The following is a 22,460-nucleotide window of genomic DNA, read 5'->3' on the forward strand; positions in this document are numbered from 1 at the left end:
AGGCCGAGCCGCAGCGGGCTGTGGTCCAGGACGGGGCCGAAGAACACCTCGACCGGTGTGCCCGCCGGGTCGGTGAAGGCGATGACCTGCTCGGCGTCGCGTTCGGCGGCCTGGGCCGCGGACAGTTCGGTGACCTGGGTGCCGGACTTGTCGACCGCCTCGCGGACGGCGGCCAGCGCGTACTGGTCGCGTACCTCCCAGCCGACGGCCAGTACCCGGTCGGTCTCGCCGGGCAGCACCGCCAGCCGGTGCCGGCGCTCGTCCATGCGCAGGTACAGGCCGTCGGGATCGGGCCCGGACCCCTCGGCGAAACCGAGCCCGTCGATCGCCAGCTCGCGCCAGCGCTCGATGTGGCGCGTCTGGACCTTCAGATAGCCAAGCCCTCGGATCTGCGTCACCGTGCCTCCTTGGATGTCGTGGGAATGGCCGGCCACCTGGGCCGGCGCCTAGAGTCGGGAGCCGCTTCTCCCGGCCAGCGGGAACCTGGCGGACGATCAGATCATGGAACGCATCGGGCCCTGCGGGGGCTCGATGTCCAGGTCCGTGAGCGCCGAGACGTGGTAGACGGCACCGGGCACATGGATGGCGTGGGACAGGCCGACATGGGCATCGCGCCAGAAGCGCTGGATGGGGTTGTCGGTGCGCATCGCGTTGCCGCCGGAGCGGACCACGATCTCGTTCATGGCCTGCACGGCCCGCCAGGCGGCGCGGACCTGGGTGCGGCGGCCGGCCGCCCGCTCGCCGAAGCTGACCTCCCGGCCCGCGGCGGCCTCGTCGTGCATGCGGCAGACGAAGTCCAGCAGCCGAGTGCGGGAGGCGGCGATCTCCTCGGCGGCCTCACTGATCGCGTACAGCACGTACGGGTCGTCCTTGATCTTGGTGCCGACGATGGAGACGCGGTCGCGCTGGTAGGCCAGGTGGTGGGCGAGCGCCCCCTCGGCCATGCCGATCACCGCGGACGTGATGCCGAGGGGAAAGGCGCAGGAGAACGGGACCAGGTAGGTCGGGTTGGTCAGGCCCGCCTCCCTGGCCTGGGATCCGTCGATGACCTTGGCGAACTCGATGGCCCGGTAGTCGGGGACGAAGGCGTCGCGGACGATGATGTCCTTGCTGCCGGTGCCCTTGAGTCCGGCGACCTCCCAGGAGCCCTCGACGATCTCGTAGTCCGAGCGCGGCAGGATCAGGTGCAGGCCAACAGGTGGCGTGACCATGTTTCCGTCGGCGTCGCCGAGCATGGCGCCGAGGAAGATCCAGTCGCAGTGGTCGGTGCCGGAGGAGAACTGCCAGCGCCCGTTGAAGACGTACCCGCCGTCCACCGGCCGGGCGATGCCCATCGGCGCGTACGGGGAGGCGATCCACACGTCGGGGTCCTCGCCCCAGATCTCCTGCTGCACCCTGGGGTCGGCCATCGCCATCTCCCAGGGATGGATGCCGACGATCCCGGCGATCCACCCGGTGGAGCCGTCCAGCGCGGCGATCTGCATGACCGCCTCGGCGAACTCGCGGGGGTGCGCCTCCATCCCGCCGTACGACGCCGGCTGCAGCATCCGGATCATGCCGGAGTCGCGCAGCACCTTGGCGGCCTTGTCGTCGAGCCTGCCGAGCTGCTCGTTGACGGAGCCGAGCGCGCGGATCTCCTCGGCCCGTTCCATGATCGTGTCGAGCACGGGACTGGTCATCGTCTGTTCTCCAGTGGTGTCTTACGTCGGCCGTGGGTGGTTCGGGCCGGGCCGACCGGTCGCGTCGGCAGAGGACGACGAGGCCGTCAGCGGGCCTGCCGGTGGGAAACCGTGCCGATGGTGGTCGCCGCGGCCGATGGCCGGCGGCGTGTCATGAAGCGCGGACGAACGCCGTGTCTAGGCGGAGTCCTTGCGGGTGAGGAAGGCCAGGACGGCGTTCTCCCAGGCCTGCTTCTGCTCGATCATCACCCAGTGCCCGCAGTTGGGGAAGATGTGCACCTGCACGTCGGGGATGGTACGCATCGGGACCAGCACCATGTCGACGGGACTGACCCGGTCGTCGCGGCCCCAGGTGATCAGGGTCTTGGCCCGCAGCCTGTGCAGCATGGCCCAGTAGGGAGGGGCGTCGGAGGCGGCCGACATCTTGGTGCGGGCCTCCATCGCCGCCTTGCCGTACATGCGGCGGGCGGAGGCGAGGGTGTCGGGATCGGTGGCCTGTGCCCAGCGTTCGGCGATCATCTCCTCGGTGACTAGCGCCGGGTCGTACACCATGGAGTGCAGCCACTGGACGAGGCGCTCGCGGGTGGGGTCCTCGGTGAACTCCATCAGCAGCTTGATGCCCTCGCCTGGGGAGGGGCCGAAGATGCTCTGGCCGATGCCGCCGATGGTGACCAGCCGCCGCACCCGATCCGGATGCGCCATCGCCCACTGGGTGCCGATGATGCCGCCCATCGAGTTGCCGATGACGTCGACCTGGTGCAGGCCCAAGCCGTCCAGGAAGCGGGTGACGGCGCCGCCGGCGGCGACCATGGGGTGCTGGTCGGTGGGGTCGCTGACGCCGAACCCGGGGAACTCCAGGACCAGGCAGCGGAAGTGCTCGGCCAGCGCCGGCAGGTTGCCGCGGAAGTTGCGCCAGCCGGTGACGCCGGGGCCGGAGCCGTGCAGCAGCAGCAGCGGCGGGCCGTCGCCGGCCTCGTGGTAACGCAGCAGGCCCTGGTCGGTGGCGAGTTCGCGCGACGTCGACTCGTAGGTCAGCTCCGTGGTCATGGTCCCTCAGTTCCTCGGGGTGGCTTATCGGGGAACGTAATCGGCGTCACATCGCAGCCGCCCCCTACCCTCCCGATCAGCGGGAGACCGCCGCCGGCGCGTCCCTGATCAGGAACCGCCCTTGGCGAGGGCGCGGTCAGGCCGGCGGTGATGAAGGCCCCGACCCGGGTCGGGGCCTTCGACGGGGGGATCAGGAGGTGGTGGTGCCGCCGTTGAGACCGATGGTCTGACCGGTCATCCAGGACGCCTCCTCCGAGGCGAGGTAGGCGACCAGGTGGCCGGCGTCCTCGGGAGTGCCCAGCCGCCCCACGGGGATGGGGTCGGCCAGCTTCCTGACCAGCTCGGGGTCCTTGACGTTGCGGAGCACCAGGCCGAGCGCCACCGTGTTCGCGGTGATGCCGTGCCGTGCGTTCTCCTTGGCGATGTGGCGCATGAAGCCGATCGCCCCGGCCTTGGCCGCCGCGTAGGTCGACACGCCGATGTCCAGGCCCACCGTCCCGGCGCCGGACGAGATCGTGATGATCCGGCCCCAGCCCTTGGCGACCATCGGGTCGAGCGCGGCCTTGGTGCAGTTGAGGACGCCGTAGAGGTTGACGTCGATGATCTGGCGCCAGTAATCGACGGGCATCTCGCGGAACTGGTACATCTCCATGGTCCGGTCCGGGCCGCCCGTTCCGGCGTTGTTGACCAGGATGTCGACCGGACCCGTCCGCTCGGCGACCTCGGCGAAGGCGGCGGTCACGGCGTTGAGGTCGGTGACGTCGAACGGCACGGCGAGCGCACTGCCGCCGGCCGCGGTGATCTCCTCGGCGACCTGCCGGGCGCGGTCGGCGTGGTAGTCGTTCACCGCCACCGTCGCGCCCTGCCGCGCCAGGCAGCGGGCGATACCGGCGCCGACGTTCTGCCCGGCGCCGGTGACCAGCGCGATCTTTCCATCGAGATTGAACACGGTGTCTCCTGCCTATCGGAATGCGAAGGTCATGCGGGCGTGAGGACCACCCGGCGGCGGGCCAGCCGCCAGCCGGCGGCCTCGCGCCGCAGCGTGTCGTGGTACTCGCCGACCGCACGACACCGAGTGACGTCACCGCCGGCGACCAGCAGCCAGTAGCAGCGGGCGGTCGCCGAGTCCGGCCCCGTCACGCGGACCTCCAGGTTGGTGACGAGGTGCCGGTTCCCCGAACCAGGCCCGGTGACGCCCGAGGCCCGGCCGGTCATGCTGCGCGCGATCTCCGCCCGGCCCACCGCGGTGACGTCGCCGACGACCCAGACCGCGTCGTCGGTGAACAACGCCAGCAGGTCGGCGGGGTCCTCGCCGGTGTCGGACAGGAACGCGAACCGGGCGATGAGGTTGCGGATCTCCTCCGCCGCGCCGGGGTCGGTCATCATCTGCTCCCGCCTGCCGGGAGGGCCATCGCCTCAATCTCGGCGAGCATCGCGTGCGGGTCCCGTGGGGGCGACTGACCGGCCAGCACTTCGGCGCGGGCGTCGAGTGCGGCCTTGCCCGCGGTGTCGTCGGAGAAGACCCAGAAGTCGCCCGCCGCGAGGGCGGCGGTCATGTGGGCCGCGGCCTCCAGCGGGTCCATGCCGTCGGCGACGTTGGCCGCCTGCATCGCGTCGAAGAGCCGGTTCGCGGTGGGGTCGGCGGTCGGCGCGGCGGCCTGGGCGCTCAGGAAGATCCGGCTCTTGACCGAGTACGGCAGGATCGCCGAGACCTGGATCGGTGCCCCGGTCAGCGCCACCTCCTGGTGCAGGCACTCGGTGAGCGCCAGCACCGCGTGCTTGCTCACCATGTAGGGCGTCTGGAGAGGCGCCGACGACACGCCGCCGACCGAGGACATGTTGGCGACCACCGCCGGCCGGCCCAGTTCGATCATCCGGGGCAGGAAGGCGCGCACCGCATGGAAGATCCCGTCCACGTTGACCGACATCAGCTGCCGCCAGCGGGCGACCGGGATCTCCCACAGGAGTCCGGCGGTCTCCAGGCCCGCGTTGTTGACGAGCAGTTCGACCGAGCCGAACTGCGCGAAGGTCTGTTCGGCCAGCCCCTCCAGCGCCTCGGGGTCGGCGACGTCGACCTGCGTGGCGACCACCCGTCCCTGCCCGGCGGCCAGTTCACCGGCCAGCCGTCGGCCGCCGTCCAGGTCGAGGTCGGCGATGACGACGTTCATGCCGATGCCCGCCAGATGCCGGACGAACCCCTCGCCGATTCCCGCGGCGCCACCGGTGACGACGGCGGTGCCGCCCGCGAACCGCTCCCGCGCGGTGGGCGGTGTGGCGTCGGTCATGTCAGCTCCTCGAACTTGGCGCGGGCGAGTGCCCCGATCTCGGTGAAGGCGATGCGGGCCCGGCGGATGTGGGCGGCCTGCGACAGGAATCCGTGGCACACCCCCGGGTAGCGCAGTAGCGCGGTCGGCACTCCCGCGTTCCGCAATCGTTGGCCGTAGTCCTCGACCGCGTCGCGGAGTGGATCGGCCTCCGCCGACACCACGATCGCGTCGGGCAGCCCGGACAGGTCGCGGGCCAGGGCGGGGACGCCGTACTCGGTGTCGGCCGATTCGTCGGGGCCGAGGTACTGGTTCTTCATCCAGACCACGTCCGCGCGGGTGAGGATGGGCCCGTCGGCGAACTCGACCATGGACGGGCGGTCGGAGGCGCGTTCGAGCCCGGGATAGAACAACATCTGGACGGCGATCGGGGGACCGCCCTCGGCGCGGGCGCGCAGGGTGGCGCCGGCCGCCAGTGATCCGCCCGCGCTGTCGCCCGCCACGGCGATGCGCGCCGGGTCGATGCCCAGGTCGGCGGCGTTGTCGTGGGCCCAGAGGACGGCCGTGTACGCCTCGTCGGTCGCCACCGGGTACTGGTGCTCGGGGGCCAGCCGGTACTCCACGCTCACCACCACCGCGTCGCAGGCGGCGGCCAGGTTGCGGGCCAGGCCGTCGAACGAGTCGAGGGTGCCCATGATCATGCCACCGCCGTGGAAGTACACGATCGCCGGGCCGCCGGGCTCGGGACGGGGCCGGTAGACGCGGACCGGCACGGTGCCGTGCGGCCCCTCGAACGCCCGGTCCGCCACCTCCGCCATTTCGGGCGCCGGCGCGGGGGGAACGGACTCCATCCGTGCCCGCGCCCCTTCGACGCCGACTTCACTGAGCGGTCTCACCCCCGCCGCCTTCGCGGCCTCCAGCAGCGCCGCCGCATCCGGGTCGAAAACGACCATCGCGGATCTCCTCTCCACGCCGTCAGCGCAGCACGAACTTGGACACTTCGGGCGTACGGAGCATCTGCCAGTAGTCGACCATCCGCCAGGGGTTGGGGAGGATGACCCGGCCAGAGGCGTTGCGGTAGTAGGTGTGCGCCCTGTCGGAGTTCCGCCAGATCGAGCCCTCCATCTGGGCGTCGACCTTCTCCAGGAACTCGTCCTGCGCGGCCTGGGTAACCTCGATCGAGCGCACGCCGCGTTCGACCAGCAGCTGCAGGCACTCGGTGATGTAGTGGACGACGGCCTCGGTCATGAAGTTGTGGCCGCCGCCGTGCCCGCTGCTGGAGTTGGGGCCGGAGGTGACGAACAGGTTCGGGAAGTTCGGCACCGTTCCGCCCAGGTAGGAGCGCGGGTCGTTGCCGGCCCACTGGTCGGCCAGCCGGACGCCGTTCCGTCCGACGATCTCGATGGTGGACAGGAAGTCCAGGGTGAAGCCCGTGGCGTAGATGATGACGTCGAGTTCGACGAACGTGCCGTCCTCGGTCTCGATGCCCTGCGGGGTCACCCGGACCAGCCCGCTGGTGACGACGTCGGCGCGGTCACCGGCGAGTGCGGCGTAGTAGCCGCCGGGGTCGCGGATGATGCGCTTGCCGTGCGGGGGGAAGTCCGGGGTCATCTTCTGCAGCAGTTCGGGGTCGTGGCCGAACGACGCCTCCAGGTGCCGCAGGCACATCTGCAGGTACCGGTCGTTGGCCTCGGAGATCGACAGGGGATGGGAGGCCATCCACTCCTCGTCCACCCGCACGGTCGGATAGTTGTTGTCGGTGACGAACCAGTAGGTCTTGGCCCGTGCCCAGCGCTCGTAGAACGGGACGTGCTGTTTGAGCCAGCGTTCCCGCTCGGGGACGATCCCCTCGCCGAGGTTGTTGGGCATCACCCAGTGAGGCTGGCGCTGGAACAGCGTCAGGTGCTCGACCCGGTCGATGATCGCGTCGACGACCTGCACTGACGTGGCACCGGCACCGATGACGCCCACCCGCTTGCCGGTCAGGTCGACCGAGTGGTCCCAGGCGGCGGTGTGGACGCTCGGCCCGGCGAACGTCTCACGGCCGGGGACGTCCGGGTACTTCGGGCGGTTGAGGAACCCGGCGGCCGTGATGACGGCGTTGGCCCGCGAGGTGACCTTCCGGCCGCCGTGGTCGGCGGTGATGACCCACTCCTGCGCGTCGTCGTCCCACACCATGGACTCGATCCTGGTGTTGAACCTGATGTTGGGCCGCACGCCGTACTTGTCGACGACCCGCTGCAGGTACTCCTGGTACTCCGTGCCGACGGGGTAGTACCTGGACCAGCCCGCCTCCAGTTCGAAGGAGAAGGAGTAGTAGATGCTCGGGGTGTCCACCGCGACGCCCGGATAGGTGTTGATCCGCCAGGTCCCGCCGATGTCGTCGCTGCTCTCGAAGACCTCATAGGAGAACCCTGCGTCGGCGACCGCGATGGCCGCCGCGATCCCGGTCATGCCCGCGCCCAGGATCGCCACCGTGAAGTCCTCCGGCGGCGCGGTGCGGCGTTTGATGACGGGCACGCTCGGGACGAAGCCGGCCTGCTCCTTGATGACGCCGATGAACTCCTCGCCGACGTCGGCCCCGGTGGCCAGACTGATCATCCGGTGGAACAGGGCGTCGTCGGGCACCTGGAGGTACTCGTCCTGTGCCGGGCCGGTGAGCGCCTCGATGAGCATCTTCTTCAGCTCGGCGAAGTGCTCCTCCGGCAGATGCCCGACGGGCAGCAGGCGGATGTCGCCCTTGTGCTGCGGCTGCTCGAAGCCGAGGTGCCGCCCGAACCTGTCCAGCAGCGAGGCGTCGCCGGTGATCTGCACCAGGCTCATCAGCAGCAGCGCGGCGTCGCCCGCGTCGAGGTTCCCCTCAAGCTCGGACGTCTGGAGCCGTCGGGGGGCGATGTACAGGTCGATCAGGCGGTGGGGCTGCAATGTCATCTGCGACTCCTGCCGGAGGGTTCGTGCTGGTGAGAAGGGGGCTGGTGATCGGGATCACCCATTGAAACGACGCCTTGGAGGTCTTGTCAACAATATGGACAATCAAGATAGGATCCAATCCGTGCAGTCATCGCCCGTCGGAACGCGAGGAAGAGCGGTCACGTGACACTGAGGATCACGGCGGTCGACGCGCCGCCCGGGGCGCTTCACGAGCTCAGGCTCGAGGTCAGGGAGTTCCTCCGGCGGGAGATCGCCGCCGGCGGCTTCGAACCTGAGGCCGACGCCTGGATGTCGGGCGTCGACCCCGCGTTCAGCAGGCGGCTGGCCGGGCGCGGCTGGGTCGGGATGACGGTCCCCGCCCGGTACGGGGGCCACGGCCGCTCGGCCCTGGAACGCTATGTGGTGACCGAGGAACTGCTGGTCGCCGGGGCGCCGGTGGCCGCGCACTGGATCGCTGACCGCCAGATGGCGCCCGGGATCCTGCGTAACGGCAGCGAGGAGCAAAAGCACCGGTACCTGCCCGGCATCGTGCGCGCCGAGCAGTTCATGGCGATCGGGATGTCGGAGCCGGACTCCGGCTCCGACCTGGCCTCCGTCCGCACCCGGGCGGTCGAGGTCGACGGCGGCTGGCGGCTCACCGGGACCAAGGTCTGGACCAGCGTCGCACACATCGCCACGGCGATCGTCGTGCTCGCCCGCACCGACGAGGGCGGCGATCGGCACTCCGGGCTGTCGCAGTTCATCGTGGACCTGCCGCATCCGGCGGTCACCATCTCGCCGATCATCACCATCGACGGCGCGCACCACTTCAACGAGGTCGTCTTCGACGATGCGGTGGTGCCACAGTCCGCGCTGCTGGGGCGTCGCGGCGACGGATGGCGGCAGGTCACCGCCGAGCTGGGCAACGAACGCTCCGGACCGGAGCGCTTCCTGAGCGCGCTGCCGCTGCTGCTGGCCTGGACGCGCACCGGCGCCTTCGCCGACGACCCCCTCGCGCGAGCCGACCTCGGCCGGCTCGTCTCCCGGCTGACCGCGCTGCGTCAGCTCTCCCTCGCGGTCGCCGAACGCCTGTCGGCGGGCGAGAACCCGGCAGTTGAAGCGGCCCTGGTCAAGGATCTGGGCACCGCGTTCGAGGGCGAGATGGTGGACGTCGTGCGGCGCCACGTCGATCCGGCGTCCGGCGCGGTCCCCGAGCAGCTCGCGGCCATGCTCGCCAAGGCCGTCCTGCACGTGCCGGCGTTCACGCTGCGCGGCGGTACCAACGAAGTCCTGCGTTCCATCGTGGCGAAGGGGTTGACCGGCCGATGAGCGATCACCTGGAGGATCTGGCTGAGGCCGTCCGCGGGGTCCTGTCGTCGCGGCGACCGGTCGACGCCACCGCCCCGGCGGGCCTCGACACCGCCCTGTGGAAGGAACTCGAACAGCTCGGGTTCACCTCTCTCGCCCTCCCCGAGGAACTGGGCGGAGGTGGCGGCACCGTCAGGGACGCGGCCGTGCTCGTCCGGGAGGCGGCCAGTGCGTGCGCCGCGGTCCCCGTCGCCGAGGCAGCGTTCGTGGCGGCTCCCATGCTCGCCGCCGCCGGAGCCCGGCCGCCGAACGGTCCGCTCACCGCCGCGCCGGGCGACCTGTACGCCGAACCGGTGCACGGCGGCACGTGGCGGATCACGGGTTCGCTGTCCAGGGTGCCGTGGCTGCGCTCGGCCGGGCACGTCGTCACGCCGGTCACCACGCCGGACGGTCCGGCGGTCGCCGTCGTGCCGGTGGGCCACCGGCTGCTGCGGCTTGTCGAGGGGACCGACCTGGCCGGTGAGCAGCGCGATGGTGCAGTGCTCGAAGGGGTCGAGACCGACCAGGTGTTCCCGCTGCCGGCGGGGACATGGCGCCGCGACGCCGAACTGTACGGGGCGGCCGCCCGCGCGTTGCAAATGGCGGGCGCGGCCCGCGGCGTGCTCGAGGCGACGCTGCGACACGTGGGGGAGCGGGTGCAGTTCGGCCGGCCTCTGGTGAGGTTCCAGGCGGTGCAGCACCAGTTGGCGGCGCTGGCCGCCGACGTCGTCACCGTGGAGGTGTCGGCGGATGCGGCGATCTTGGCGCTGCTGCGCACGGGCTACGACCGCGAGCTCATGGTGGCCTCGGCGAAGGCCGAGGCGTCCGCCCTCGCCCGGTCGGTGGCGGCCGTCGGCCATCAGCTGCATGGCGCGATCGGCTTCACCATGGAGCACCGCCTGGGCGCCTACACCCGGCGTCTGTGGTCCTGGCGGGACGAGTACGGCAACGAGCTGTACTGGCACCGCAGGATCGCCGAGCTGGTGGCCGACCGCGGCGGCGACGTGTGGGGGCTGGTGGCCGACGCCGACCGGCGCCCGGAAGGAGCACAGGTCCATGTCGGCGACTGAACTGGAGGCGCAGGCGTCCGCCGCCTGGGCGATCCCGGAGCAGGCGGCGGGGATCCTGCACGGCCTGCGGGTGCTCGACCTCAGCCGGGTGCTCGCCGGGCCCTACTGCGCCCAGATGCTCTCCGATCACGGAGCCAGCGTGATCAAGGTGGAGGGGCCCGCCGGGGACGAGACGCGCGGCTGGGGGCCGCCCTTCCATCCGGACGGGACGAGCGCCTACTACCACGGGCTCAACCGCAACAAGCGCAACCTCGGGCTGGACCTGTCGACGGAGGCCGGGCGGGCGGTCCTGTCCCGGCTCATCGCCGAGGCCGACGTCGTCGTGGAGAACTTCAAGACCGGGACAATGGCGCGCTGGGGCCTGGGCTACGAGGAGGTCCTGTCCGAGCGCCACCCGCACCTGGTCTACTGCCGGATCAGCGGGTTCGGCGCCGACGGCCCCATGGGCAGGCTGCCCGGCTACGACGCCGTGCTGCAGGCGTACGGGGGCCTGATGAGCGTCAACGGCCATCCCGACCGCGAACCGCTGCGGGTCGGGGTGCCCATCGTCGACCTCATGGCGGCCAACCTGGCCTTCAGCGGCATCCTGCTGGCCCTGCACGAGCGGCGGGACAGCGGGCGGGGCCAGCTCGTCGACATCGCGCTGCTGGACGCCGTCGTGTCCATCCTGCACCCGCACTCGGCGAGCTGGATCGCCGACGGCCGGGTGCCGCGGCGCACCGGCGGCGCCCACCCCGTCGTGGCCCCGTACCAGGTCTTCACCACCCGCTCGGGCGACTTCTTCATCAGCGCGGCCAACGACCGCCAGTTCGCGGCGCTGATGCGGGTGCTGGGACGTCCCGAGGTGGCCGAGGACCCGCGGTTCGCCGACAACGCCGCCCGCATCACCCATCTCGACGAGCTCGCGCCGCTGCTGGCGGAGCTGATCGGCGCCCGGGACGGCGGGGAACTGGCCGGCGAGCTGATCGCGGCCGGGGTGCCGGCGAGCCCGGTCAACGACGTCGGCACCGCGCTGCGCGAACCGCAGGTCGCGCACCGGGGCCTGTTCGTCGACACCGACGAGTACCGCGGGGTGGGCGTCCCCATCTCGTTCGGCCGTTCGCCGACGCGTCGGCCCACCGCGCCGGTGGCGCGCGGTGCGGACACGGCGTCGATCCTTGCGGGCCTGGGCTACGACGAATCCGAGATCACCCGGCTGGGCTCCGAGGGCGCGTTCCGTAGTAGCTGACAGGTCCGTTCGTTACCAGGCGGCATCGCCGCCGGGCTGCGCGCCCGGCGGCGATGCCGCCTGCCGTCGTTCGGAGAGAAGGCGTTCTGCCTGTTCAGAGCGGGTTCTCTTACTGTCCACATATTTCGGAACAACTCTTGTAACCAAGATTGGATCCTGTCAGCATGAGACCCGCATCACAGCGGTGTCGCCGCTGACGGACGTACACGGCCGTTCGGGGGCGCGCCGGGGAAGGAACGAAATGAGCATCGAACGGATGTCACCCCGGGTGCTGGGGACGGGCCTGCTGGCCTTCGCGCTGCTCTCGGCCGGTTGCGTGAGCGAGTCCGGGCCGGACGGCCCCAAGTCCCAGAAAGTCGCCAGCAACCTCGTCCGAGGCGGCGACGAGGGCGTGTGCACCCCGGACCGGGCGGGCGGGTCCGTCACGATCACCGAGCAGAACGAGTACGCGACGCTCGACCCCGCCGGCGGATCGTTCAACTTCAATCCCGCCCAGCAGATCTACTCCAGCCTGATGCGCTGGAACCCGGCCGTCTCCAGGCACGATCCGCTGCTGGCCGAATCCCTGACCGGCAACGACGACCACACCGTCTGGACCCTGAAGCTGCGCGAGAGCGCCGTGTTCGGCGACGGCACCCCGCTGGACGCCGAGGCCGTCATCGCCTCGGTCGAGCGGCACCGCGCCAAGGACTCGCTGTCGACCTGGGCGGCCCGCGCCCGTTCCATCTCCGCGATGAAGGCGGTCGACGAGCACACGGTCGAGTTCACCCTCGCCTCCCCGTGGGCGGAGTTCCCCTACCTGCTCGGGACCGGCGTCGGCATGATCACCAACCCGAAGGTCGACCCGGCCCGGCTGGCTTCCAAGCCGCCGGCCGCCGCGGGTGCCGGGGCGTTCGTCTTCGACCACTGGACCCCCGGCAACGAACTGGTGGTCAAGAAGAAGGCCCAGTGGTGGAACGGTCCGGTCTGCCTGGACTCCATCCGGGTGATCGCCCAGGTCGACAGCAAGGCCCGCAAGGACACCTTCACCAAGGGGGAGGCGCAGGTCTTCGTCGGCACCGCCGACCTGGAGATCTCCCAGCAGGTCATCGACGAGGGCGCGCACCACGCGAAGTATCCGCTGCGGCTCGGGCTCACCCCCAACTTCGGCATCGGAGCCGACGCCAAGACCACCATCGGGGCGGACAGGACGGTGCGGCGCGCCCTCCAGCTCGCGCTCGACCCCAAGCTCATGAGCGACCGCATCACCGGCGGCGTCGCCGAGCCGACCACCACCCTCGTCTCCAGCGACAGCCCGCTCAACCAGGGCCTGCAAGGGGTCGCCCACGATCCCGAGGAGGCCAAGAGGCTCGTGGCCCAGGCCAAGGCCGCGGGATGGGACGGCAAGCTCTCGGTGATGGCCCTCAACCAGCCCAACAACATCGCCATCGGCAACCAGGCCATCGCCCAGTGGAAGACCGTCGGCATCGAGGCCGAGCTGCACACGCTGGAGCTGGCCGACTTCGTGAAGGCGTCGATCCTGGGCGGCGGCGGCTTCGACGTCATGGTCTCTGGAGGGGGCAACCAGCCGCTCCCCGAGTGCACCTCCTGCGACCTGGACCAGTACGCCACCAAGGGGGCCGGCAACCGCGTCGGCTACAGCAACCCCAAGATGGACGCCCTCGCGGAGAAGCTGAACGCCGCACAGCCCGAGCAGCGCCCGGCACTGCTCAAGGAAGTGCAGGCGGTGTGGAACGAGGACATCCCGCGCATCCTGTACGGCCAGCAGTACTACCTGGCGGCCTGGTCGCCCAAGCTGCAGGGCGCCAAGCCGTCGAGGCTGCTGACCATCGACCTCTCCCAGGCGTGGCTGACCAGATGACCGCCACCGAGATCCGGCCGGCCGGGAAGGCCTCCCTCCCGGCCGGCCGGGGCCGCACCCGCCGCGGCGGCATGACGCGCTACGTCCTGGCCCGCGTCGCCCGGTTGCTGAGCATCATCGCCGGGGTCACGTTCATCAGCTTCTTCCTGCTGAAGCTGACACCGGGCGATCCGGTGGCCACGGCCCTCGGCCCGGAGGCCACCCCAGAACAGGTCGAACGGCTGCGCGCGTCGCTGGGCCTGGACCGCCCGGCCTGGGAGCAGTACCTCGACTGGCTGGGCGGCGTCCTGCACGGGGACTTCGGGACCACGCTCACCCAGCCGTCCCGGCCGGTCGGCGGCGAGCTCGCCGCCCGGCTCCCGGTGACCCTGCAACTGATCGCCCTCACCATCGTGCTCAGCCTGGCGATCTCGATCCCGCTGGCGGTCTGGTCGGCGCACCGGGCCGGCCGGACGTTCGACCGGGCGGTGTCCTCGGTGCTGTACGGACTGGTGGCACTGCCCGGTTTCGTCGCGGCGCTGCTGCTGGTGCTGGTCTTCGTCTTCCACGCCGACGCCGCGCGCACGGCCGGGCTGGCGGTCGCCGGTGCGGCACTGGCTATGACGGTGGTCGCCGCGCTCCGCTCCCGGCGCGCGAGATCGTCCCCACTGCCCCCGCTCATCGGAGGCGGAGCCGTCGCGGCGGTCGGGCTGGCGGTGTACGCGCTGCTGCCCGACTTCCCCCGCCAGGGCTTCGTGCCGCTCGGCGAGGGCGTCGGCGCCAACCTCACCAGCGTCGCGCTGCCGGTGATCGCGCTGACGTTCGTCGACATCGCCGTCTTCACCCGGCTGCTGCGCGGCGACATGATCACCGAGCTGGCCAAGCCGCACGTGCTGGCCAGCCGGGCCAAGGGCATGTCCACCGCGCACGTGCTGCTCCGGGAGTCGCTGCGGCCGTCGATGTTCTCGCTGATCACCGTGGTGGGCCTGACCATCGGCCAGCTCATCGGCGGCACCATCATCGTCGAGCACATCTTCCGGCTGCCGGGCGTGGGATCCCTGCTGGTCGCCAGCGTCCGCAACGGCGACCATCCCGTGGTCCAGGCCGCCATCTTCGTCATCGCGACCGTCTACGTCACGGTGAACTCCCTCATCGACATCGCCTACGCGTACCTCGATCCCCGCGTGAGGCAGGTGAACTCGTGATGACCGTTCAACCGACCAAGGCCCCGGGGCCGCGGCTGCCGGGCTTCGTCCGGGGCTGGCTTCCCCTGCTCCTGGGCGGTGCGCTCGTCGGCACCGCCCTGTCCACGCCGATGGTGCTGCCCGTGGTCCGGTTGGCGCTCGCGGTCCTCGGGCTGGCGTTCGCCTACGCCGGGGCCGCCCGGCTGCTGCGGGCGCGGTTCGGGCCGGACTTCGATCCGGGCCTGTGGCTGGGCGTGGCGTGGCTCGTCCTCATCGTTCTGGCGGCGGCCACGGCCGACCTGCTGCCGCTGCCGGAATCGCTCGACCCCTCCAAGGCCCTGACCGAGCCGACGTACGCCGCTCCCTCGGCCGCGCACCTGCTCGGCACCGACCAGTACGGCCTGGACATCCTCGGCCAGATCGTCCATGGCGCCCGCGTCTCGCTCATCGTCGGCCTCGGCGGCGTCCTGATCGGCGGGACCATCGGGACCCTCCTGGGCCTGACGGCGAGCTACCTGCGGGGCCGTGTCGACGGCGTCGTCGGCTGGGGGACCGACGTCCTGCTCAGCTTCCCCCCGCTGGTGCTGCTCATGGCGCTGGCCGCGGTGCTGGAACCGCGGACCCGCAACATCTGCCTGGCCCTGGGCATCCTGGTGATCCCCTCGTTCGTGCGCCTGTCGCGCGCCGCGGGCCTCAAGGTCGCCGGGCAGCCGTTCGTGCTGATGGCGCGGGCGCTGGGCGCCACCCGCCGCAGGATCCTGTTCCGGGAGATCCTGCCGAACATCCTGCCGTCGGTGCTGTCGTACGCCCTGCTCGTCGTGGCGATCCTCATCGTGGCCGAGGCGTCGCTGTCGTTCCTGGGGCTGAGCATCCAGCGGCCTCAGCCCACCTGGGGGAACATGATCGCCGAGGCCGAGGCCAAGTTCCAGACGCACCCGTTCCTGCTCGCCCCGGCGGTCCCGCTGTTCCTCACGGTGTACTCCATCAACCGCATCGGCGACTTCCTGCGCGCCGGCAAGGACGGAGGATAGGCGATGCCATCAGGGACCGACAGCACCACCGACCTTCTCGTGGTCCGCGGGCTGCGGACGACGCTGCGCACCCCGCGCGGCCCCCTCGCCGTCGTCGACGGAGCCGACCTGCGGGTGCCGCGCCGCACCACCGTCGGCGTCGTGGGCGAGTCCGGATCGGGCAAGACCATGTTCGCCCGGTCGCTGATGAACCTGCTGCCCGCCGGCGCCGAGGTCACCGCCGAGGAGCTCACCTTCGACGACCGGGAGCTGGATCCCCGGCGTCCCCCGCACCGCCACTTCTGGGGCACGGAGATCTCGATGGTCTTCCAGGACCCCATGACGGCGCTCAACCCGGTCCGCACGGTCGGCGCCCAGATCTGCGACCCGCTGCGGGTTCACCAGGGCATGGGCCGGGGGGTGGCCCGGCGGCGCGCCGCCGAGCTGCTGGGCCACGTCGGCATCCCTGCCCCGTGGTCCCGGCTCGACCAGTACCCGCACGAGCTGTCGGGCGGGATGCGCCAGCGCGTCATGATCGCCGTCGCGATCTCCTGCGAGCCCAAGCTGCTGGTCGCCGACGAGCCGACCACCGGCCTGGACGTCACCGTCCAGCGGCAGATCCTGGCCCTGCTGCGGCGGCTCAAGGACGAGCACGGCATGGCGATGCTGCTCATCAGCCACGACATCGCGCTGCTCGCCGACGAGGTCGACCAGGTCGGCGTCATGTACGCGGGACAGGTCGTCGAGCACACCGACGTGGCGCAGATCCGCGGCAAGGCCGTGCGGCACCGCTACACCCGAGCGCTGCTACAGGCCCATCCCGACGTCAACGCACCGGCCCGCACCCGCCTGGAGAGCATCCCCGGCGGACCGCCGGACCTGCTCGCCATGCCCGAGGGATGCCGGTTCGCCGCCCGGTGCGAGCACGCCCGGGAGATCTGCCGGGCCACGGCGCCGCAACCGACCCGCGACCCGCGGACCGGGGCGGCCTTCACCTGCCACTTCCCCCACGAACCGGCCGAGGAGCTGGTGTGAACACGACCGACACATCGACGCAGGACCCCCTCCTGCGGGTGGAGGACCTCGTCGTGCAGTACCCGACGGACGCCGGGACCGTCCATGCGGTCTCCGGCGTGACCTTCGACGTCCACCGCGGCGAGACACTCGGCATCGTCGGAGAGTCCGGCTCGGGCAAGTCGACGCTGCTGCGGGCGTTGTTGCGGCTGACGCCCCACACCGGCGGCTCGGTGCGCTACCGGGACACCGTGCTGACCGACCTCGGCGAGGAGCCGATGCGTCGGCTACGGCCGTCCCTGCAGATGATCATGCAGGATCCGATCGCCTCCCTGAACCCCCGGCGCAAGGTCCGTGACATCGTCGCCGAGGGGCTGCGGATCTGGCCCGACCGGGTGACCACCTCCGTCGAGGAACAGGTCGCCGCGGGCCTGGACGCGGTGGGCATGGACATCGGGATCGTCGGCGACCGGCGGCCAGGCTCGTTCTCCGGCGGCCAGTGCCAGCGCATCGCGATCGCCCGCGCCTTGGCCCTGCGGCCGGACGTGCTGTTCTGCGACGAACCGGTGTCCGCGCTGGACGTGTCGGTGCAGGCGCGGGTGCTCAACCTCGTCCACGACGCCAAGGAGGCCCTCGGGCTGACGGTCCTGTTCGTCTCCCACGACCTGGGCGTCGTCAAGAGCGTCAGCGATCGGGTGATGGTGATGTACCTGGGCCGGATCTGCGAGATCGCACCGGTCGAGGAGATCTACGAGTCCCCGGCCCATCCGTACACGAACCTGCTGCTGTCGTCGGCGCCCGGTTCGCACCGCCCAGCCCCGCCCGACCTCACCGGCGAGACGCCGTCCCCGCTCGATCCGCCGTCAGGGTGCCGGTTCCGCACCCGCTGCCCGCTCGCGCAGGAACGCTGCGCCGCCCAGGCCCCTCCGCTGCGGGCACTGCCCGGAGGGCGCGGCGTCGCCTGCCATTTCCCGCTCGTGACTGAAGACCGCGACGAAGCCGAGGCTGGTGCCACATCATGATCATGACTTCCGTCGACCGGGGAACTGCCCGGCTGACCTTGAACAACCCGCGCCGCAAGAACGCCATCACCCTGGAGATGGCGGCCATGATCGAGGAGTTCTGCGACCGCGTCCACGCCGACGAGGCCATCGGGGCGGTGATCGTGGACGCCGAGGCCGGCTACTTCTGCAGCGGTGCCGACACCCGCGACCTGGCGAGCTCGTCGGCCGACCCGGCCTCACCGGAGGCGGTGGCGCGGACCTCGGCCGTCTACAACGCCTTCGTCGGCGTCGGGCGGCTGCCGGTGCCGACCGTCTCGCTGGTGGCCGGGGGCGCGGTCGGCGCCGGGCTCAACCTCGCCCTGGCCACCGACCTGATGATCGTCACCCCCGACGCGGTGCTCGACAGCGGGTTCCTGGCCCGCGGTATCCACCCCGGCGGTGGGCACCTGGCGCTGCTCGGCCGCGCGGTCGGCTACCAGCAGGCCGTCGCGCTCGGCGTGCTCGGCGCCGCGCTGTCGGGCACCGAGGCGGTGCGACGCGGGCTGGCGTGGGTCGCCGTCGAACCCGGCGAACTGCTGGAGACGGCCACCCGGCTGGTCGCCAAGGCCGCCGCCGATCCCGCGTTGGCACGCCGCATCAAGAACAGCGCCGTGGTGGAACTCGGTCCTCCAGCGGTTTCCTGGCCGGCGGCGGTGGAGATCGAGCGGGGCGTGCAGATGTGGTCGCTCGGCCGTAAGGGGGACGCCGGCTGGGCCCGCAAACCGGACAAGCCCGTCGTCGGCGGGAACGAGGCGTGACGGTGTCCGGCCCGCTGGCGGGAGTGCGCGTCCTGGACTTCAGCACGACGTTCTCCGGCCCGTACTGCACGCACCAGCTCGCCGACCTCGGCGCCGAGGTGATCAAGGTCGAGTCCCCGGGCGGGGACATCACCAGGGGACTGGGGACCGCCCGTTCCCCTGGGATGGCGAGCGTCTACGTCGCGAGCAACCGGAACAAGGCCAGCCTGGAACTCGACCTCAAGCGGCCCGGGTCGCGCGAGCTGGTGCGTTCGCTGATCGAACGGGCCGACTGCCTGGTCCACAACATGCGCCTGGGCGCGGCCCGGCGGCTCGGACTCGACCCCGAGACCGCTCTCGCGGTGAACCCGCGTCTCGTCCACGCCGCCATCACCGGTTTCGGCAGCGACGGACCGTACGCCGGCCGACCGGCCTACGACGACACCGTCCAGGCGGCGTCCGGATTGGCCTGGCTGCAGAGCCTGGGCGGACGGGACGAGGCGTACATGGCGACCGCGGTCGCGGACAAGGTGGCCGGACTGGCGGCGGCACAGGCCGTCATCGCCGCACTGTTCTGGCGCGAACGCACCGGCCGCGGCCAAGCCGTCGAAGTCCCGATGTACGAAACCGTCGTCGCCTTCACGCTCATGGAGCAGTGGGGCGGACGCGCGTTCGTCCCACCGCTCGGGCCGACGGGGTACGCGCGGATGCGCTCGGCCCACCGCCGTCCGTATCGCACGGCCGACGGGCTGATCTCGGTGGTGGTCTACCACGAGGGCCACTGGCGGCGCTTCCTGGAGTTCACCGGGCACGCCGACCTGCTGGACGAGGAGAGGTTCCGGACGGTCGAGGCGCGCAACGCCAACATCGACGAGCTGTACGCCCTGCTGGCACGGCTCCTCACCAGGCGCACGACGGCCGACTGGCTGAAGATCTTCGACGAGATCGACGTCCCGGCCATGCCGGTGCGCACCCTGGACGAGGTGCTCGACGACGAGCATCTGCGGGCCGTTCGCTTCTTCCAGGAGGTCACGCACCCAGAGGAGGGCGCATTCCTCGCCGCCCGCCACGCCACGAGGTTCAGTGCCTCGCCCCCAGCGCCGCCGTCAGAGCAGGCCCCACCCGACAGGCTGGGCGACGGGCGTGACGCCGTGCGCCGATGGCTCGATGACCGGCCGCGCGCCGGTCGTGAGGAGACCTGGTGAGAAGACTGAATCCAGTACCGTATTCCCATACGATCTCATGGCGGGGAGGGAACGGTGCCGGCCGAGAAGACGGCCGCCGGCAGGCGCACCCAGGCGGTTGAACGCGTGGTGGGAGAGCTCCGGCGGATGATCATGTCCGGCGAGCTGCTTCCCGGCCAGCAGATCCGCCAGGAGAACATGGCCGAACGCCTGGGGGTGAGCCGGCTCCCCATCCGCGAGGGGCTGCGCCAGCTGACCGCCGACGGCCTGGTCAGCCACACCCACAACGTCGGCTACACGGTGGCACGGCTGAGCCAGGCGGAGTTCGACCAGATCTACCTCATGCGCAACCTGCTGGAAAACGAGGTCATCCGCTGCCTTCCCACGCCCACCGACGCCCAGCTACAGCGCATCATCGACCTCAACGCCGAGGTGATCACCGCCGCCGAGCAGCTCGACCTGGTGGAGATGCGGTTGCGCAACCACGACTTCCACTTCGAGATCTTCCGTCTGAGCGATCTGGGCCTGGTCATCGACGAGATCGAACGCCTGTGGAACTGGGCCGCCCCCTACCACGCCGTCTACCTCTTCTCACCCGACAGCCGCCGCGCCGTCCTCGAAGAGCACGAGGCGATGATCGAGGCCCTCCGCAACGGCGACAACATCCGTCTGGCCCAGCTCATGGACCAGCATCGCCACGGCTCCGAAACCCAGATCGGCCTGATCCTCGGCGCAGGCCCCATCGCCCGCCCCACCTGAGACCGGGGCATCTGCGTCTTCGCTCGAACGAATCGGGCGACCACGATGTGGCTCGCCTGCCCCGTCGATGATGGTCGTCTTCGCGGCCATCGCCGTCGCCACCGCGACGGCGACGGCCTGGAGCGACGCGGCGATGATTGTCCCCTGGACGCTCTACCAGCGGTACGGCGACCTCGGCGTTCTGGAGAGGCAGTCGCCTTGGCCGAGGTGAGCCTGCCCAACGGAACCGAGTGGATTGTCGGTTCGGGCGTCCACCGGTGGAACGTCCCGTTCGCCGCCGCGGACCTGTCCCCGCTGACCCTGGACAGCACCTTCGGCGAGGTCGCCGACCGGTCCGGCGGGTTGAAGGCCGTCACCGACGCCATCGCGGCCAGGAGGCCGGAGTTCGCCGAGTTCATCGAGGTCGGCATGAACGCGGTGGAACCGAAGACGAAGGCCCGGGACGCCCTCGGCATGATCCCCGACGCGGAGCCGATCCTCCGCGACGTGGAGTTGGCGCTCGGCAGGCTGTGAGACCTCCGGTTCCACTGAGCAGGAGGGAAACTTCCTGGCCCGCTCGCGGCTGCGGGACGGTGAAGGCGATCCTCGGAGGCCGTGGATCGGCGGCTCGGCGGGGACGGGTTCATCGGGCGACTCCTCTGGGAGCCATGGGAGTCAGGCGAGGAGGGCATGATGGAGCGTTACGCTGACCGGCGCGTGCTGGTGACGGGTGCGGCCTCGGGCATCGGAAGGGCGGTCGTGCTGCGGCTGCTGGCTGAGGGCGGCAGGGCGGTGGCGGTGGACGTCGCCAAGGAGGGGCTGGAGGAGACCGCCCGGCTGGCGGCGGAGATCGGCTCCAGGGAGCGGCTGGTCACCGCGGTGATCGACATCTCCGACGAGACGGCGGTGAACGAGGGCGTGGCCGCGGCCGTCGCAGGGCTGGGCGGCCTGGACGTCCTGGTGAACGCTGCCGGAATGCTGCGCGGGGCGCGCACCCACGAGTGCGAACTGGAGCTGTGGAACCGGGTGATCGGGATCAACCTGACCGGAACTTTCCTGATGACCCGGGCGGCGCTGCCCGCGCTGCTGGAGTCTGGCAGGGGAGTGGTGGTGAACTTCAGCTCCACCGCCGCCCAGTTCGGCCACCCCTACATGGCCGCCTACTCCGCCAGCAAGGGCGGCATCCTGTCCTTCACCCACTCCATCGCCCAAGAGTACTCCAGACAGGGGCTGCGGGCCGTCAACATTCTGCCCGGCGGCATCAGCAGCGGCATCACCGACAACATCGCCTCGCTGGTGCCCGAGGACGTCGACTGGAACCTCTTCCTCAAGCTCAACGCGGCGATCGGCCAGGGTTTCGGGGAGCCGGAGCACATCGCGGGCGTGGTGGCGATGGTGGCCTCGGACGACGGCGCTTTTATCACCGGCACCGAGATCCGCGTCGACGGCGGCGCGCACCACTGACCCGCGCCCGCCCGCTAAGGGCGGGGGCCTCAGCGGGCGGGTGCGGTCAGTCCGGCGCTGAGGAAGGCGATGAGGGTCTCGGACTGGATCTGGGGCCGGGCGGAGGAAGGGTCCGAGGCCTGGCCGTAGATCTCCAGGAGGAGGGTGAAGGCCAGCCGCCAGCGTTCGGAGATCTCGCGCACCGACAGCTCGGGCATGGCACGGCCGAGCATGACCTCGAAGGGCGCCGAGCTGAACCAGGGGGAGGAGGCCGGTATCCGCCACCTGGGCAGGGTGGTACGGGCCAGCAGGCGGCAGAGCATCCGGCCCTTCTCGGTGCGGACGAGTTCCTCGAACGGCTGGACGATCGCCGCGACGAGGTCGGCGACGGAGAACGGCTCGCCCTCGTCGGGCTGCTCCGAGCGCCGGATGATGGGCGCCAGGCGGTCGGCCCAGACCGGGACGAGCTCGCGTTCCAACAGGGCGGCGATCAGACCCTCCCGCGACCCGAAGTGGTAGTGGACCGCTCCGGAGTTCAGCCCGGCCTCGGCGTTGACGGCGCGGACCGAGACCTGGTCGGGGTCCTTGCTCAGGAGGAGCCGCTCGGCGGCGGCCAGCAGCCGGTCACGGGTCGAAGAAGTCTCATCGGACATTTGGTCATTGCATCACACCCTGCGCAATCATTGTTCAACCATTGATTGAATAGTGATGGGCTCCTGGGC

At 70.9% G+C, this 22,460-nt stretch carries 22 protein-coding genes and 1 pseudogene; 14 read left to right on the forward strand and 9 right to left on the reverse strand.

All coding sequences use genetic code 11. The features are described 5' to 3' along the window. The 8 genes and pseudogenes from C4U03_RS38465 to C4U03_RS38500 form a co-directional block, all read right to left on the reverse strand. A pseudogene (locus C4U03_RS38465) lies at window positions 1-398 on the reverse strand (2,3-dihydroxybiphenyl 1,2-dioxygenase); the annotation flags it as partial. 96 nt (window positions 399-494) lie between these two features. Beyond that, window positions 495-1,679 carry an acyl-CoA dehydrogenase family protein gene (locus C4U03_RS38470; RefSeq protein ID WP_103944737.1) on the reverse strand — a complete coding sequence of 395 codons (1,185 nt, stop codon included), beginning with the start codon at window positions 1,677-1,679 and terminating at the stop codon, window positions 495-497. Window positions 1,680-1,856: 177 nt separating this feature from the next. Continuing rightward, on the reverse strand, window positions 1,857-2,726 hold the full coding sequence (locus C4U03_RS38475) for an alpha/beta fold hydrolase (RefSeq protein WP_103944738.1): 870 nt from the start codon (window positions 2,724-2,726) through the stop codon (window positions 1,857-1,859). Between the two features lie 190 nt (window positions 2,727-2,916). Then, window positions 2,917-3,675, reverse strand: coding sequence for an SDR family NAD(P)-dependent oxidoreductase (locus C4U03_RS38480; RefSeq protein WP_103944739.1), 759 nt, complete (start codon window positions 3,673-3,675; stop codon window positions 2,917-2,919). A gap of 29 nt (window positions 3,676-3,704) precedes the next feature. After that, on the reverse strand, window positions 3,705-4,109 hold the full coding sequence (locus tag C4U03_RS38485) for a nuclear transport factor 2 family protein (RefSeq protein ID WP_160147242.1): 405 nt from the start codon (window positions 4,107-4,109) through the stop codon (window positions 3,705-3,707). Next, window positions 4,109-5,011, reverse strand: a complete 903-nt coding sequence (locus tag C4U03_RS38490) for an SDR family NAD(P)-dependent oxidoreductase (protein WP_103944741.1) — start codon at window positions 5,009-5,011, stop codon at window positions 4,109-4,111. Before C4U03_RS38490 ends, C4U03_RS38485 begins: the two co-directional genes overlap by 1 nt. Continuing rightward, window positions 5,008-5,943, reverse strand: coding sequence for an alpha/beta hydrolase (locus tag C4U03_RS38495; protein WP_103944742.1), 936 nt, complete (start codon window positions 5,941-5,943; stop codon window positions 5,008-5,010). The genes C4U03_RS38490 and C4U03_RS38495 overlap by 4 nt, the downstream gene beginning before the upstream one ends. Window positions 5,944-5,965: 22 nt before the next feature. Then, window positions 5,966-7,921: a flavin-containing monooxygenase gene (locus C4U03_RS38500; protein WP_103944743.1), complete on the reverse strand. Its 1,956-nt coding sequence runs from the start codon at window positions 7,919-7,921 to the stop codon at window positions 5,966-5,968. A gap of 162 nt (window positions 7,922-8,083) precedes the next feature. On the opposite strand from C4U03_RS38500, the gene C4U03_RS38505 reads away from it, so the two are divergent. The 14 genes from C4U03_RS38505 (at window position 8,084) to C4U03_RS38565 (ending at window position 21,759) form a co-directional block, all read left to right on the forward strand. Further along, the gene (locus C4U03_RS38505) at window positions 8,084-9,229 is read left to right on the forward strand and encodes an acyl-CoA dehydrogenase family protein (protein WP_103944744.1); all 1,146 of its coding nucleotides are present in this window, start codon (window positions 8,084-8,086) and stop codon (window positions 9,227-9,229) included. Then, window positions 9,226-10,317: an acyl-CoA dehydrogenase family protein gene (locus tag C4U03_RS38510; RefSeq protein WP_103944745.1), complete on the forward strand. Its 1,092-nt coding sequence runs from the start codon at window positions 9,226-9,228 to the stop codon at window positions 10,315-10,317. Before C4U03_RS38505 ends, C4U03_RS38510 begins: the two co-directional genes overlap by 4 nt. Next, on the forward strand, window positions 10,304-11,545 hold the full coding sequence (locus C4U03_RS38515) for a CaiB/BaiF CoA transferase family protein (protein WP_103944746.1): 1,242 nt from the start codon (window positions 10,304-10,306) through the stop codon (window positions 11,543-11,545). Before C4U03_RS38510 ends, C4U03_RS38515 begins: the two co-directional genes overlap by 14 nt. A gap of 241 nt (window positions 11,546-11,786) precedes the next feature. Continuing rightward, on the forward strand, window positions 11,787-13,406 hold the full coding sequence (locus tag C4U03_RS38520; protein WP_103944747.1) for an ABC transporter substrate-binding protein: 1,620 nt from the start codon (window positions 11,787-11,789) through the stop codon (window positions 13,404-13,406). Continuing rightward, window positions 13,391-14,590, forward strand: coding sequence for an ABC transporter permease (locus C4U03_RS38525; protein ID WP_146087690.1), 1,200 nt, complete (start codon window positions 13,391-13,393; stop codon window positions 14,588-14,590). The genes C4U03_RS38520 and C4U03_RS38525 overlap by 16 nt, the downstream gene beginning before the upstream one ends. After that, a complete protein-coding gene (locus C4U03_RS38530) occupies window positions 14,590-15,600 on the forward strand; it encodes an ABC transporter permease (protein ID WP_200827766.1) in 1,011 nt (336 codons plus the stop codon). The genes C4U03_RS38525 and C4U03_RS38530 overlap by 1 nt, the downstream gene beginning before the upstream one ends. A 3-nt stretch (window positions 15,601-15,603) precedes the next feature. Then, window positions 15,604-16,614 carry an ABC transporter ATP-binding protein gene (locus C4U03_RS38535; RefSeq protein ID WP_103944749.1) on the forward strand — a complete coding sequence of 337 codons (1,011 nt, stop codon included), beginning with the start codon at window positions 15,604-15,606 and terminating at the stop codon, window positions 16,612-16,614. Continuing rightward, window positions 16,611-17,615, forward strand: a complete 1,005-nt coding sequence (locus tag C4U03_RS38540; RefSeq protein ID WP_200827769.1) for an oligopeptide/dipeptide ABC transporter ATP-binding protein — start codon at window positions 16,611-16,613, stop codon at window positions 17,613-17,615. Before C4U03_RS38535 ends, C4U03_RS38540 begins: the two co-directional genes overlap by 4 nt. Beyond that, entirely contained in the window at window positions 17,612-18,394 is a 783-nt protein-coding gene (locus C4U03_RS38545) for an enoyl-CoA hydratase-related protein (protein ID WP_103944751.1), read from the forward strand. Before C4U03_RS38540 ends, C4U03_RS38545 begins: the two co-directional genes overlap by 4 nt. Further along, window positions 18,391-19,578, forward strand: coding sequence for a CaiB/BaiF CoA transferase family protein (locus tag C4U03_RS38550; RefSeq protein ID WP_160147243.1), 1,188 nt, complete (start codon window positions 18,391-18,393; stop codon window positions 19,576-19,578). The genes C4U03_RS38545 and C4U03_RS38550 overlap by 4 nt, the downstream gene beginning before the upstream one ends. 54 nt (window positions 19,579-19,632) lie before the next feature. Next, entirely contained in the window at window positions 19,633-20,316 is a 684-nt protein-coding gene (locus tag C4U03_RS38555; protein ID WP_200827767.1) for a GntR family transcriptional regulator, read from the forward strand. 67 nt (window positions 20,317-20,383) lie between these two features. Continuing rightward, a complete protein-coding gene (locus C4U03_RS40875) occupies window positions 20,384-20,527 on the forward strand; it encodes an alpha-L-rhamnosidase-related protein (RefSeq protein WP_160147244.1) in 144 nt (47 codons plus the stop codon). Next, window positions 20,515-20,829, forward strand: coding sequence for a hypothetical protein (locus tag C4U03_RS38560; protein ID WP_103944753.1), 315 nt, complete (start codon window positions 20,515-20,517; stop codon window positions 20,827-20,829). Before C4U03_RS40875 ends, C4U03_RS38560 begins: the two co-directional genes overlap by 13 nt. A gap of 159 nt (window positions 20,830-20,988) precedes the next feature. Next, window positions 20,989-21,759 (forward strand): SDR family NAD(P)-dependent oxidoreductase, encoded by a 771-nt coding sequence (locus C4U03_RS38565; RefSeq protein ID WP_103944763.1) that lies wholly within the window; start codon window positions 20,989-20,991, stop codon window positions 21,757-21,759. A 29-nt stretch (window positions 21,760-21,788) separates the two neighbouring features. Here the strand turns inward: C4U03_RS38565 and C4U03_RS38570 are convergent, their stop codons facing one another. Then, window positions 21,789-22,391: a TetR/AcrR family transcriptional regulator gene (locus C4U03_RS38570; RefSeq protein ID WP_103944754.1), complete on the reverse strand. Its 603-nt coding sequence runs from the start codon at window positions 22,389-22,391 to the stop codon at window positions 21,789-21,791. Between the last annotated feature and the right edge of the window lie 69 nt (window positions 22,392-22,460).

This window comes from Thermomonospora echinospora, assembly GCF_900108175.1.
Taxonomy (GTDB): Bacteria; Actinomycetota; Actinomycetes; order Streptosporangiales; family Streptosporangiaceae; genus Thermomonospora; species Thermomonospora echinospora.